At 65.4% G+C, this 13,033-nt stretch carries 11 protein-coding genes and 2 pseudogenes; 10 read left to right on the top strand and 3 right to left on the bottom strand.

The window, feature by feature from the left end:
• Nucleotides 1-140: 140 nt before the first annotated feature.
• Complete coding sequence (locus ABZ348_RS29280; protein ID WP_358938091.1) at nt 141-917, top strand: DddA-like double-stranded DNA deaminase toxin; 777 nt, start codon at nt 141-143, stop codon at nt 915-917.
• Nucleotides 918-1,028: 111 nt separating this feature from the next.
• Nucleotides 1,029-1,622 (top strand): Imm1 family immunity protein, encoded by a 594-nt coding sequence (locus ABZ348_RS29275; RefSeq protein ID WP_358938089.1) that lies wholly within the window; start codon nt 1,029-1,031, stop codon nt 1,620-1,622.
• Between the two features lie 219 nt (nt 1,623-1,841).
• Here the strand turns inward: ABZ348_RS29275 and ABZ348_RS29270 are convergent, their stop codons facing one another.
• Together ABZ348_RS29270 and ABZ348_RS29265 are read right to left on the bottom strand one after the other, a co-directional pair.
• Complete coding sequence (locus tag ABZ348_RS29270) at nt 1,842-2,027, bottom strand: hypothetical protein (RefSeq protein ID WP_358938087.1); 186 nt, start codon at nt 2,025-2,027, stop codon at nt 1,842-1,844.
• Nucleotides 2,028-2,055: 28 nt separating this feature from the next.
• A pseudogene (locus ABZ348_RS29265) lies at nt 2,056-2,211 on the bottom strand (replication initiation protein); the annotation flags it as partial.
• A gap of 7 nt (nt 2,212-2,218) precedes the next feature.
• Here ABZ348_RS29265 and ABZ348_RS29260 point away from each other — a divergent pair.
• From ABZ348_RS29260 to ABZ348_RS29225, 8 genes and pseudogenes are all read left to right on the top strand, one after another.
• A pseudogene (locus ABZ348_RS29260) lies at nt 2,219-2,395 on the top strand (XRE family transcriptional regulator); the annotation flags it as partial.
• Nucleotides 2,396-2,400: 5 nt separating this feature from the next.
• Nucleotides 2,401-2,871: an NUDIX domain-containing protein gene (locus ABZ348_RS29255; RefSeq protein WP_358938085.1), complete on the top strand. Its 471-nt coding sequence runs from the start codon at nt 2,401-2,403 to the stop codon at nt 2,869-2,871.
• A gap of 521 nt (nt 2,872-3,392) precedes the next feature.
• Entirely contained in the window at nt 3,393-3,767 is a 375-nt protein-coding gene (locus ABZ348_RS29250; protein WP_358938083.1) for a hypothetical protein, read from the top strand.
• A gap of 981 nt (nt 3,768-4,748) precedes the next feature.
• Nucleotides 4,749-5,522, top strand: a complete 774-nt coding sequence (locus ABZ348_RS29245; RefSeq protein ID WP_358938081.1) for a DeoR/GlpR family DNA-binding transcription regulator — start codon at nt 4,749-4,751, stop codon at nt 5,520-5,522.
• An 82-nt stretch (nt 5,523-5,604) separates the two neighbouring features.
• Nucleotides 5,605-7,158, top strand: coding sequence for an amino acid permease (locus ABZ348_RS29240; RefSeq protein ID WP_358938079.1), 1,554 nt, complete (start codon nt 5,605-5,607; stop codon nt 7,156-7,158).
• On the top strand, nt 7,155-8,588 hold the full coding sequence (locus ABZ348_RS29235) for an FGGY family carbohydrate kinase (protein ID WP_358938077.1): 1,434 nt from the start codon (nt 7,155-7,157) through the stop codon (nt 8,586-8,588). Before ABZ348_RS29240 ends, ABZ348_RS29235 begins: the two co-directional genes overlap by 4 nt.
• Nucleotides 8,585-10,048 (top strand): NAD(P)/FAD-dependent oxidoreductase, encoded by a 1,464-nt coding sequence (locus ABZ348_RS29230; protein ID WP_358938075.1) that lies wholly within the window; start codon nt 8,585-8,587, stop codon nt 10,046-10,048. Before ABZ348_RS29235 ends, ABZ348_RS29230 begins: the two co-directional genes overlap by 4 nt.
• The gene (locus ABZ348_RS29225) at nt 10,048-11,325 is read left to right on the top strand and encodes an FAD-dependent oxidoreductase (RefSeq protein ID WP_358938073.1); all 1,278 of its coding nucleotides are present in this window, start codon (nt 10,048-10,050) and stop codon (nt 11,323-11,325) included. Before ABZ348_RS29230 ends, ABZ348_RS29225 begins: the two co-directional genes overlap by 1 nt.
• Nucleotides 11,326-11,542: 217 nt before the next feature.
• Here the strand turns inward: ABZ348_RS29225 and ABZ348_RS29220 are convergent, their stop codons facing one another.
• Nucleotides 11,543-12,988, bottom strand: coding sequence for a glyceraldehyde-3-phosphate dehydrogenase (locus ABZ348_RS29220; RefSeq protein WP_358938071.1), 1,446 nt, complete (start codon nt 12,986-12,988; stop codon nt 11,543-11,545).
• Between the last annotated feature and the right edge of the window lie 45 nt (nt 12,989-13,033).

Genomic DNA, 13,033 nt, shown 5'->3' with positions numbered 1-13,033 from the left:
CATTCGTCAGTTCATGCCGACGCACCATGCCCGACTCATGCCCGAAACAGCGAGAGATCCACCATCCCAGGCAAGAGCCATCAGACACTGCCTAGCGCTCCCTTGCCGTTTCCGCGGTAGAGCGTCAGGGAGCCGTTGGTATGTACGGCGATCAGATCGACCTTGTCGTCGCCGTCGAAGTCGCCGGCTGCTGTCTGTTGGATGGTGATGCCCACCCCGGCGACGAGGACTTCGGTGCTCTTGGTGACGCCTCGGGAACGACTCGCACGGAGTCGGTAACCCGTTTGATCGTCACCGACTCCGACAAACGCTTCACGACGCTGACGCTGCGCACGCCCGACAAGCGCACCACGAAGCTCAAGGCGACGTCGCACCATCCGTACTGGGAGACGAAGACCCGCCGCTGGGCCGAGGCCGAGGACCTAGCTTCGGGCGACAGGCTCCGCTCGACCAATGGAGCCAACTCGACGGTCAGGGCATTGACTTCCACGAGGGAAGCCCATCGGACCTTCGACCTGACCGTCAGCAACGTGCATACGTACTATGTGCTGGCGGGGGCCACACCGGTCCTGGTCCACAACTGCAGTCCGCTCGACGGCATCGCGGACGGGTTGGCAGGCAGCAAGATTACGACTGGTCAGGTCGTTGATGATGCTGGAAATAAAGTCGGAGCTCCTGTATCAAGCGGTGAGAATGGTTCATTCGTGCAAGTGAGGGGCGCGCTCAGAAAATCTGGCGTGCCTCACGACGCTGCAGGTGGGTTCGCGGCCGCATCTCATGTAGAAACCAAGATCGCTTTGGCTATGAGAAGCAACGGCGTTCAGAGGGCGACAGTCGTAATCAATAATTCTGACGGGGTTTGTTCTGGTCCCTACATGCATGACTGGGGTGTCTGCAATTCCGCCAAGAGGGTCTAGCCTGACATCCGTTTAGCGCACTGAAGAGGGCTGGCACGGGGTAACTATGCTGGGGGCCGGTCTAGTTTCAGCATTCCGCATCGCCTCACCTGCGAACGTTGGAGGATATTAATGATTCTGACTATTTTCACTGGCGGTACGACATATCATGCAGCGTCGGGAGCTATTCTTGGGCGCTTGATTGCAGAGTTGGTGACCGGCGGACCCGACCAAGGGCCAGATGTGGTTGGACAGCCAAAGGGTGGCATTCTTGCAACGTTTGTGCTCTTGGTGCCACATAGGGATCCGGTGAAATCAGATCGGTATTTTGACAGCTGTCTTCAGGTCTCGACAAATCCGCTTACAGGATATGGCGCATTGAGGTGGCAAGTTCCCGAGGATTCCGTAGTTCGAGTGGATCGGGAGATTGCGAGGAGTGTGTGGACCTCCAGGAATCCGGAACCGCCTGTGTTGGATCAAAACGTTGTTGCTGATTTGGGCGATTGGAGGCTCTTCGAGCCCCGCAATACGCTGCCGGTATCTGATGTTCGTGCGGCCGTCGAGGAATTTTGCGAACTAAGAAGCGGTCAGAGGCCTACGGCGATTTGCTGGGATCGTGGCCACTTTGGCGCGTACCATTCTCTGAATGGACAGGCGGATGTGCCACCTTCCTACTGTCAGGATCCGTGGTGCAGAGATTCGGGTACACGGCACCCATTGCACTGATGAAGGTTCTCGGTGGCGCTTCATGCAAGATGGAATCTCCCTTTCGGTGAGACGGTATTTTATTACTCGATCATGAAGGTTATGCGCGAATTTCGCGTTGATGTCGCTGTTTGTTGAACTTCAATTTGCTTCTCGATGTGTGCAAGCGAATTTGACGCCCCGTCAGGCGGTGTCTGGCGAGGCGTCTGTGCGGGGTGACGGCAGTAGTTGACGGCAACGTCAGCGGACGAGGGCGGCACAGGGTGGCGGTTCGTCGCCGTCGGAGCGTGCCGTCTTGGTGTTCTCCGGGCTGTCGAGTGCGGTGCTGAGGGTGTCGATGGCGTCGCGCTGGAGACGGAGTCGGACGTGGGCGTAGACGGTGGCGGTGACGCCGATGTGGGCGTGGCCGAGGAGTTCCTTGATCACGACGAGTTCGACGCCCTGTTCCAGGAGCCCGGAAGCCGCGCATGTGCGCCCACTTCCAGAGCTTGAGGCCGGTGAATTCCGGCAGCCTCCCCAGCTCCCAACGGGTGCGGATCATCTGCCGCACATGTCGGGCGACGGCGAGCCGGGGCAGGGGACGGGCCTGCCCGGTGCCGTCACAAGCGGTGCTCTCCAACTCCCTCTACCGCGCCGACGACCAGCAACTCGTCAACGCACACGGCTGGGGCGTCAACGCGTACGCCGCCCCCGTGTGGCACCTTCGCCGACACCAGGAGAGCGGCATGTTCGACACCTACGCCGACAGCTTCGACGCCGTGTGGGCGACCGCAACCCCCGTACGAGAGGAAGGCTGGCCGTGGCCCGCACCGAGTACTACGACGACCCCAGCGCGCCCAAGCCGAACAGCATGGTCGTCGCCGCTTCCGCCGTCGTCACCGACGACCACGGGCGCATCCTCCTCCAGCGCCGCCGCGATAACGACCTATGGGCCCTGCCCGGAGGCGGAATGGACCTCACCGACTCCCTGCCAGGCACAGCCGTCAGCGAGGTCAAAGAGGAGACCGGCCTCGACGTCGAGATCACCGGCCTGGTCGGCACCTACACCGACCCGAAACACATCATCGCCTACACCGACGGCGAGGCCCGGCGACAGTTCAACGTCTGCTTCACCGCCCGCATCACCGGCGGCCAACTGACGATCTCCGACGAGTCCACCGAGCTCCGGTTCGTGCCGCCGGAAGAGATTGAGCAGCTGCCGATGCACCACACTCAACGGCTCAGGCTCCAACACTTCCTGGAACAGCGCGAAAGGCCGTACCTGGGCTGAACCGTCTGACGGCAGTAGCGACGGCAACAACCCCGCACAACCACGGACCTCCACGCACTTCACCGGACCAGCAAACTGCACTTGACCTGTGAGAAAGCAGGTCGAAGGCTTCGCCAGCACACGTACTATGTGCGGGCGGGATCGACTCCGGTACTCGTGCACAACAGCGTCTGCAGCGCACTTCCTTCGACGGGCACTGATGACTACATCGTCCTCGGAAAGCGGGGAGACACAGGAATCGCGAAAAGCTGGGCCAATCACGAGGTACTGCACCCTATCTTTCCCCGCTGGAGTCATGCGCGCAACGATGCATGGATTCAAGGGGCAATTGAAAAGATGAAGAAAGTGTACCTGGCTTCTGATATCACTACGCGATCCCTATCTCACCCGAAGTATCCGCAGTCCACGTTCGCGCGAACTCAATCAACTAATGAAGGCAGGCTACACGTTCTCCCAGGTAGGCGGAGAACAGTACCAATACATGACCCCCTCCACTGGCGAATTAAATGAGGGCCACTCGAATGATATTGCCTGAATGGGTTGCGGCAGTCGTTGAAATCGAGTTCGATGAAGTTCAGCGCTCCAAGATCGCGAAGGCGATCGAAGCCATGAAGGCGTCCGAATTCCATCCGGAATCTCCGGAGGTTCCGGGCGAGATGGTAGCAGGTAACGCACGACTCGTCGGGGCGATCGTCGACTACTGCAGAGAAAGCTACGACCTCGATGAGACCCTAGAGATGGGGATCTCCGATTGGCGAGATCTCCTGCTGGGCACCGGACTTGAACATGAAGACTGGGCGCGCGTTCTGGTGGAAAAGCTGGGCGGTCCTACCGATGTCGACCTCCTGAGCGCGCTGAGCCTGCAGCCGCGCGCTCTCAGGATTCGCAATCCCTGAATATGCACGACCGTCTCTCATCGGCAGCCCCGCCGATGAGAGACGGTACGCACTGCGACCGTGGTGACAGCAACACAAGGGGGCGAACTCCGCTACTGCCGCCAAAGATCTCGATTATCCATTTCCTTCATCTCACCCGTATAACGATGCTCTTCGCGGTGATGTTGCATTCTCTGGACTTAGGCATAGTTGGCATAGAATTTTGCGCGAGTTAATTGATGGCTGATTCCATCATCGATCAGGATACTGAAGAATCACTCCGCCCATTAATACATCGCCGATCCCGCTGCACCCTACTGGCATTGAAGATATCCCTCTCGATAAACTCCAGGCGATCACCAAATCCTGTTCCGTACATTCACGCGTGCGCGAACAATGGATTTCGCACAATGAGGACCACCAAGGGTCTGTTCCGCGTTGCATCGGTTGCCGCGACTGCCGTGTCCACCGTCGCGCCGATAGCGAGTCCAGCCAAGTCCTCCCATATTGCCAGTCGTTCACGTCAGTGATGTGGCCTTCAACTAGTCCTGATCGGGCATGATTTGCTCGGCCGCCGACTCCGGTCGACGACCGATGGGCGTTTGGCACGTTTCCGAACTGATGCCGGATCGCGGAATCCGCAGGCTCCAATGCAGTCCGTCGGAGCCTCTCCCATGATCGAGTGGGTCCGATGGATTGGAGGAGGCCGGGCCGGTGCGGTGTCTCAGCGAGTGGTGCATCGCAGCCGACCAGAGCATCGAAGGGCACGACGGCGTTGTCGACGACAGCGGCGCGATAGGCCCGCGTGTGCTCACTGCACGACCTCACTGATGGCTTGGTGGGTAGTCACAGCCCGGGATCGTCTGGCATCACAAACGCACTCGATCACCCTTCACCCCGGTTCGGGCGATTTTCGCCCCACCTCTTGACGGTTTTCGGTCAGCAATCCACACTTCCAGTCATGCCCGGTCATTTTCGGGCGATGGCTATCAGGAGTCAGTGATGCTTCCCGCAGAACGACATCGGCGGATCTCCGCCGTGGTGGACCGTGTCGGCACCATCAGTACCGAGGATCTCGCCGAGCAGTTGCACGTCTCCCTGGAGACGGTGCGTCGGGACCTCGGGCAGATGGAGAAGCGCGGCGCCCTGCGGAGGGTGCGCGGTGGAGCTGCGTCGTTCGCGGTGGTGCAGGGCGTCAGTGGTGAGGAGGCGTCGTTCGCCGACCGCTCCGAGTCGCAGACCCAGGCCAAGGCCGCGATAGGCCGGGCCGCCGCCCGGCTTGCACTGCCCGGGATGACGGTGGTGATCGACGTCGGAACGACTGCGGTGGAGCTCGCACGCGCCCTCCCCCTGGACTTCCGCGGCACGATCGCCACCCCGTCCCTGCTGGTCGCCCAGGTGGTCTCCGCACTGCCCCAGGTTTCGGTGTTGTTGCCCGGGGGGCGCCTGCGCGCCGGTGATCTGGTGTGTTCCGGGCCCCAGACCGTGCAGTTCTTCGCCGATATCTACCCTGACCTGGCATTTCTTGGTTCCGGTGGCATCGACCAAACCGCCGGCGTGACCGATTTCCACTTCGAGGAAATCGCCACCAAGAAGCAGATCCTGTCGTGCAGCGCCCGTACCTACGTACTGGCGGACGGCAGCAAGTGGGGACGGGTCGCCGGACACCGCGTCTGCGGGTTCGGGGACATCACGGGGGTCGTCACCGATACGGCTGCGGAAGAGGACATCACCGCGGCCGTCAAGGACACGGGGTGCGAAGTCGTGGTGGCCTGACCGCCAGGCTCGTCCCCGTTTGGAATGCACCGATTGTTTTCCCGCCCTCCCAGCGAGCAGGGCTCCGAAAGGAATCACTCCTATGGCCACCCATGAGTCAGTGGACACCGGCGGCGCTAGACCCGACGCGAGCGCGTCGGGCGAGAAGAAGGAGATGAAGCGGGAGCTCACCCGCTACGCCTCCTTCGCCATGGCCTTCGGCTTCGTGTCGATCGCCACCGGCATCTTCACCACCTACGGATCGGTGCTCAACAGCTCCGGCCCGCGCGGAATATTCGCCTGGCCCATCGCGGTCATCGGCCAACTCTCGGTCGCGCTCGTCTTCGGTGCCCTCGCGGCCCGTATCCCCATCAGCGGCTACGCCTACCAGTGGGTCTCCCGACTGGTGAACCCCGTATGGGGTTGGATCATGGGCTGGATCTCCTTCTCCTTCCTCGGTGTGGTCGTCGTCGCCGTCGACTACACCATCGCCTCGACGATCCTCCCCGAGCTCCTCCAGTACCAGGGGACGCAGGAGAACGCGTGGGCGATCACAGCCGTGGTGATCCTCGTCCAGGCGGTCCTGGTCGCGCTGTCCACCCGGGTCACCCACCAGGTCAACAAGACCGCGGTGACGATCCAGCTGATCGGCATGATCGGGCTGACCGTGCTGTTGTTCGTCGTCGGCGCGGCCTCCGGCAAGCTGGACTTCTCCACGCTCTTCCAGTCCGCTCCGGTGGCGGAAGCCGGCTACTACAGCCTCGGCTCCGCCGGTGAGGTCGGCCCGTTTGCGTTGGCGTTCCTCCTCGGTGCGTTCACCATCGTCGGCTTCGAGTCCGCGGCCAACCTCGCCGAGGAGACGCGCGACCCGGCCCGGGTCATCCCCAAGGCGATGGTGCAGGCCGTTCTGTCGCTCGGTGTCCTCGGCTTCCTCTTCCTGATCGCGGTGACAGCGCTCATCGAGGACCCGGTGAAGCTGGCCCAGTCGGCCACTCCGGTGGCGACCGTCATCACCGCGGTCCTGGGCTCCGGCGTCGGCAAGGCCCTGCTGGTCCTGGTCGTGGTCTCGATCTTCTCCTGTGGTCTCGTGATCACGATGAGCGGTACGCGCCTGGTGTGGGCGATGTCCCGTGACGAGCGCTTCCCCGGCTGGCAGTCCCTGCGGAAGATCAACGCCTCCCGGGGCACTCCGCTCAACGCCACGCTGTTCATCTTCGTGGTGGGCGAACTGGTGCTGGCGTCGTTCGCGATGTCCACGGACGCCCTGTTCTCCCTCTTCTCCGCAGCCACCCTGTTGCCTGCGATCATCTACGCCGGCACGGTGCTGATGTACATCGTCAAGCGCAAGTCACTGCCGCCGACCCAGGGCTTCTCCCTGGGCCGTTGGGAGATCCCGGTCATCGTCATCGCCTCGGTCTGGCTGGTGTACGAGTTGCTGATCTTCCGTGACGAGTCCTTCCGCGACCCGTGGCTGTACGTCCTCGTCCTGTTCGCCATCGGTGCCGTGTACTTCGCGTATCTGCTGGCCCGCCGTGGTGTCGCCGGGCTCACCATGCCCGACATGGCCGATGTCGACCGCGCTCTCGACGCCGATGACACCACGACCGGGGCGGTCAAGACCCCGGTGCCCTCGCAAGGGGAGGTGTCTGACCGATGACCGTGGTCCTCGCCATCGACCAGGGGACGTCCGGCACCAAGGCGGTGGTGGTGGATGCTTCGGGCGCGGTGGCCGCCATCGCCGAAGCCGAACTGCGTCCCCGTTACGGCGACGGCGGTCTGGTCGAACAGGATCCGCGGGCACTGCTCGCCTCGGTCCTGGACACCGGCCGCCGCGCCATCGCGGAGGCGGGGCTCCCCATCGACGTCGTCGCCCTGGCCAACCAGGGCGAGACCGTCCTGGCCTGGGATCCCGCGACCGGTACGCCCCTGTCACAGGCGATCGTGTGGCAGGACCGTCGGGCCGAATCGGTGGTCGCCGGGATGCGGCAGCACGCCGACGCCATCGCGGCCCGTACCGGTCTCGTCCTGGACTCCTACTTCTCCGCGCCCAAGATGACCTGGCTCCGCCGGAACGTGACGCGCGAAGGTGTTGTCACCACATCGGACACCTGGCTGCTGCACCATCTCACCGGAGAGTTCGTCACCGACGCCGCCACCGCCAGCCGCTCCCTGCTGCTCGATCTCGACACCGTCGAGTGGGCACCCGACCTGGCCGACCTGTTCGACCTGGGAGGGGAGCGACTGCCCCGGATCGCCGCCGGCGACGAGATCATCGGCACCACCGGGGCGTTCGGCGGCCGGATCCCGGTGGCGGGGCTGATCGTGGACCAGCAGGCGGCGCTCCTCGCCGAGAGTTGCTTCGATGCAGGCACAGCCAAGTGCACCTTCGGCACCGGTGCCTTCGTCCTCGCCAACACCGGCAACAACCCGGTCCGCTCCACTTCGGGGCTGACCACGTCCGTCGCCTGGCGGGCCGCCGGGAACACTCCGTACTGCATCGACGGACAGGTGTACACGGCGGCTTCCGCGGTGCGTTGGATGCGGGACCTCGGGTTCATAGGGTCAGCGGCCGAGTTGGACACGGTCGCCGCGAAGGAGTCCGACGGCACCCTGTGCGTACCCGCCCTGGCGGGTCTCGCCGCGCCCTGGTGGCGGCCGGACGCCACCGCCACCTTCGCCGGAATGACACTCTCCACCCGCCCCGGGCATCTGGTGCTCGCAGTGCTCCAAGGCATCGCCGCCCAGGTGGCCGAGGTGTGCCAGTCGGTGGCCGTCGACCTCGGCACACCGCTGACCAGTCTGCGCGCGGACGGCGGCCTCACCCGCAGCCGGACCCTGATGCAGGCACAGGCCGATCTGGCCCAGATGCCGGTGGAGATCTATCCCTCGGCCCACGCCACCCCGTTGGGCGCCGCCGCACTGGCCCGACTCGCCCTCAACCCGGGCATGACACTCCCGGAGGCCGTCGGCAGTTGGAAGCCGGCGGCGTTCTTCGAGCCGCAGTGGTCGGCGGACCGGGCAGCAGAGTTTCGCACGTCATGGACAGCGGTCGCCGAGACGGCCGTCCGCAAGGGAGATCTCACATGAGTCACACCCCAGGCAGCACCACTCCTGGGCGCGGTCCGGCTCCCGTTCACGACATCATCGTGATCGGGGGCGGGATCGTCGGCTCCGCCATCGCCCGCGAACTCGCGGGACACGCGGTGTCCGTCGCACTGGTGGAGGCGCGCTCCGACATCGGGGACGGTACGAGCAAGGCGAACACCGCCATCCTCCACACCGGCTTCGACGCCACCCCCGGCACCCTCGAATCCCGTCTGGTCGCCCGGGGGTACGACCTGCTCTCCGAGTACGCCCGCGAGACCGGTATCCCGGTGGAACACACCGGGGCCATCCTGGTCGCGTGGAACGAGGAGGAACTCGCCGCGCTCCCCGGACTCCGGGACAAGGCGGAGGCCAACGGCTACCACCACAGTCGGCTCATCGGCCCGGACGAGGTGTACGCCCAGGTCCCCGCGCTCGGCGAGGGTGTGCTCGGCGGGCTGACGGTGCCCGACGAGTCGATCATCTGCACCTGGACGACCAATCTCGCCCTGGCCACCGACGCCCACCGGCGCGGCACGAGCGTCCTCCTCGACCACGCGGTCACCGCCGTCACCGTCACGGACGACATCACCACCCTGCACACGCGCGGGGGTGACGTCCACGGACGGTGGATCGTCAATGCCGCAGGTCTCGGCGCCGACCGTCTTGACGCGCTCTTCGGGTACGACCGGTTCACCGTCACCCCGCGCCGCGGTGAGCTGTTCGTGTTCGACAAGTTGGCCCGCCCCCTGGTCGACCGCATCGTCCTGCCGGTGCCCACCAAACGCGGCAAGGGCGTCCTCGTCTCCCCCACCGTCTACGGCAATGTCATGCTCGGCCCCACCTCCGAGGACCTCACCGACCGCACCGCGACCGGGACCTCCGAAGACGGCTTCGCCTTCCTCCTCGGCAAGGGCGAACGGCTGATGCCGCGCCTGTTGGAGGAGGAGGTCACCGCCACGTACGCCGGTCTGCGCGCCGCCATCGACCGCTCCGACTACCTCATCGAAGCCGACGCCGACCAGCGCTATCTGCTCGTGGGCGGCATCCGCTCCACCGGTCTGACCGCGGGCATGGCCATCGCCGAGCACGTCCGGGAGGTGTTGACCGCCTCCGGAGTCGTCCTCAAGGAACGCGACGCACTGCCACCACCACCGGCGATGCCCTACATCGGCGAGGCGGGCGTACGCCCCTACCAGGACGCAGCACGGATCGCCGAAGACCCCGCGTACGGGGAGATCGTCTGTTTCTGCGAACGGGTGAGCGCCGGTGAGATCCGGGATGCCTGTGGCGCCCCGCTGCCCGCCCGGACACTCGACGGGTTGCGTCGTCGCACCCGCGCCATGAACGGGCGCTGCCAAGGCTTCTTCTGCGGCTCAGCCGTGCAGCAGTTGCTGAACGACCACACCGATCACGCCACAGAGCGCGGCTGTGCCCGCCCGTGCCACGAGGTGACCTCCTGATGACCGAATCCCCCACCCCATCAGCACCGCCCACCACGCTGACCCCCGACGTACTGGTCATCGGCGGCGGACCGGCCGGTCTCAGCGCCGCGGCGGCACTGGCTCCCCAGGTCGCCGGCGAAGTCCTCGTACTGGACCGGGAGAAGGAGGCCGGTGGCATCCCCCGGCACAGCGACCACACCGGGTACGGGCTCAGGGACCTGCACCGGGTGATGACGGGCCCCGCGTACGCACGACGGCTCACCGAGACCGCGCGCCGGGCGGGTGCCGTCATCCGCACCGGCGCCATGGTCACCCACTGGGCGTCGGAACTGGCCGTCGACGTCACCAGCCCACAGGGCCGGTTCCGGGTCGAGCCGCGGGCCGTGGTGCTCGCCACCGGTGCCCGGGAGAGGCCGCGCACCGCACGGCGCATCCCCGGTGACCGCCCCGCCGGCGTCTACACCACCGGCCAGTTGCAGAACGCCGTCCACCTCCACCACCGGGACGTGGGCAAGCGCGCCGTCATCGTCGGGGGCGAACTGGTCAGCTGGTCGGCGGCGCTCACCCTGCGGGAGGCGGGCTGCTCGGTGGCCGCGATGGTCAGCCAGTACGCACACACCGAGTCGTACGGGGCCTTCAACCTCGGTGGCAGGGTCGTCCTTGGCGTGCCGGTGGTCAACCGGTCCCGGGTGGTGCGGGTGATCGGCAAACCGCGTGTGGAAGGCGTTGAGATCGAGGACATCGACACCGGTCGGCGTCGTACGCTCGCCTGTGACACGGTCGTCTTCACCGGCGACTGGATCCCCGACAACGAACTCGTCCGCACCGGTGGTCTCGATCTGGACCCGCACACCCTCGGCCCGGTCGTGGACACCGCGCTGCGCACCAGCCGGCCCGGAGTGTTCGCCGCCGGGAACATGCTCCACCCCGTCGACACCGCCGACATCGCCGCCCTGGACGGGCGGCACGTCGCCGACCAGGTGGCACGTTGGCTGGCCACGGACTTCTTTCCGCACGACTCCCCCGCCGTGCCGCTGCTCGCCGAGAAGCCGTTGCGTTGGGTGTCACCGAGTCTGCTGCGGCCGGGTGACCCGGCGCCGCCGCGGGCGCGGTTGTTGTTGTGGACCGATGAGTTCGTGCGCGTCCCGCGGGTCACGGTCCGTCAGGGGGGTGAGGTGCTCTCCGAACGACGGCTGGCCTGGCCCGCCGCCCCGGGTCGGGTGTTCCGGGTGCCGTGGTCGGTCCTGCGGGGCATCAGCCCGCACCGGGGTCCCGTCACCCTCGCCGTTCACTGATCGTCGCCCCCTGCCCCGGACACACCGAAGCCGTCCGGGGCAGGGGGCGAATGCGTACGACGGGACCCGTACGGGCACCGGGCACTGGCCGGGCTGCCCGGCGGACGCGGTGCAGGGGCAGGGACGAAAACGCCGTTGACGTCATCGTGGAGATGGCGTCAACGGCGTTGCCGTGTGGGTCCGGGCGGCTGGGATGCCGCCCGGACCGACCGCGGAATCAGGCCACGGGAGCCGGGTACGTCGGGTACTCCACCCCGGACACGTGCTGGACGACACGGATGACCTGGCAGGAGTAGCCGAACTCGTTGTCGTACCAGAGGTAGAGGATCGCGTTGTCGCCGTCGACCTTGGTGGCGCCCGCGTCCACGATCGATGCGTGGCGCGAGCCGATGAAGTCGCTCGACACCGCGTCGGGGGCGCTGGTGAAGTCGATCTGTCGCTTCAGCGGCGAGGTCAGCGAGACCTGACGAAGGTGGTCGAGGACCTCTTCGCGGGTGGTTTCGCGGGCGAGCTGCAGGCTGAGGATCGCGATGGAGACGTCCGGCACGGGCACGCGGATCGAACTGCCGGTGATCTTGGCATTCAGTTCGGGCAGTGCCTTGGCCACCGCGGACGCCGCGCCGGTCTCGGTGATGACCATGTTCAGCGGCGCAGAACGGCCGCGGCGGTCGGAGTTGTGGTAGTTGTCCAGCAGGTTCTGGTCGTTGGTGAACGAGTGGACGGTCTCCACGTGCCCGCGCAGCACGCCGTACTCGTCGGCCATCGCCTTCAGCGGCGGAACGATGGCGTTGGTGGTGCACGAGGCACAGGAGAGGATCTGCTCGTCCGGCTTGATCATGTCGTGGTTGACGCCGTGGACGACGTTGGGGACGTCCCCCTTGCCCGGTGCGGTCAGGACGACCTTGGCGATGCCCGGCTGGAGGTGCTTGGACAGTCCCTCGCGGTCGCGCCACTTGCCGGTGTTGTCGATGAGGATGGCGTCCTTGATGCCGTACGCCGTGTAGTCCACCGACGTCGGGTCGTCGGAGTAGATCACCTTGATCTCATTGCCATTGGCAATGATCTTGTTGTTCTCCTCGTCCACGGAGATCGTGCCGTGGAACTGGCCGTGGATGGAGTCCCGGCGCAGCAGCGAAGCACGCTTGACGATGTCCTGTCCGGCGCCCCTGCGGACGACGATGGCGCGCAGGCGCAGACCGTTGCCGGAGCCGGCCTTCTCGATGAGGAGTCGGGTGAGCAGCCGGCCGATGCGGCCGAAGCCGTAGAGGACGACGTCCCTCGGCTCACGGCATTCGATCTTGTTGTCACCGGTGGCGCCGACGACGGCTTCCGCGGTGAACTCCGCCACGGACAACCCGCGGCCATCGGTGCGGTAGGTCGCGGCGAGCATGCCGATGTCGATCTGGGAGGGGCCGAGATCGAGGGCGGTGAGCGCCTCAAGGAAGGGCATCGTCTCGGTGACCGAGAGTTCCTCACCGGCGATCTGCCGGGCGAATCGGTGGGTCTTGAGGATGCTGACCACTGACTTGTTCACCAAGGAGCGGCTGTGCAGCAGAATCGTTACGTCCCGCTCCCGGTGTAGCTTGCCGATGATCGGAATCATCGACTCCGCGATCTCTTCGCGGTTCTTCCAGTTGATGAACGAGTCCTCGTTGACAGTCACAGATTCATCTTTCGAGCTAGGCGGCGCTCATATGCTAACCCGCCC

The organism is Streptomyces sp. NPDC005963, from assembly GCF_040638655.1.
Classification (GTDB): domain Bacteria; phylum Actinomycetota; class Actinomycetes; order Streptomycetales; family Streptomycetaceae; genus Streptomyces.
The sequence above is the reverse complement of the archived record's forward strand: the minus strand, read 5'-3'. Positions and strand labels throughout refer to the sequence as shown.

What these genes read in the sequence shown, in the direction of transcription:
- ABZ348_RS29280 (WP_358938091.1), top strand. Translation starts at nt 141, where the DNA reads ATGTACGGCGATCAGATCGACCTTGTCGTCGCCGTCGAAGTCGCCGGC.
- ABZ348_RS29275 (WP_358938089.1), top strand. Translation starts at nt 1,029, where the DNA reads ATGATTCTGACTATTTTCACTGGCGGTACGACATATCATGCAGCGTCG.
- ABZ348_RS29250 (WP_358938083.1), top strand. Translation starts at nt 3,393, where the DNA reads ATGATATTGCCTGAATGGGTTGCGGCAGTCGTTGAAATCGAGTTCGAT.
- ABZ348_RS29245 (WP_358938081.1), top strand. Translation starts at nt 4,749, where the DNA reads ATGCTTCCCGCAGAACGACATCGGCGGATCTCCGCCGTGGTGGACCGT.
- ABZ348_RS29240 (WP_358938079.1), top strand. Translation starts at nt 5,605, where the DNA reads ATGGCCACCCATGAGTCAGTGGACACCGGCGGCGCTAGACCCGACGCG.
- ABZ348_RS29235 (WP_358938077.1), top strand. Translation starts at nt 7,155, where the DNA reads ATGACCGTGGTCCTCGCCATCGACCAGGGGACGTCCGGCACCAAGGCG.
- ABZ348_RS29230 (WP_358938075.1), top strand. Translation starts at nt 8,585, where the DNA reads ATGAGTCACACCCCAGGCAGCACCACTCCTGGGCGCGGTCCGGCTCCC.
- ABZ348_RS29225 (WP_358938073.1), top strand. Translation starts at nt 10,048, where the DNA reads ATGACCGAATCCCCCACCCCATCAGCACCGCCCACCACGCTGACCCCC.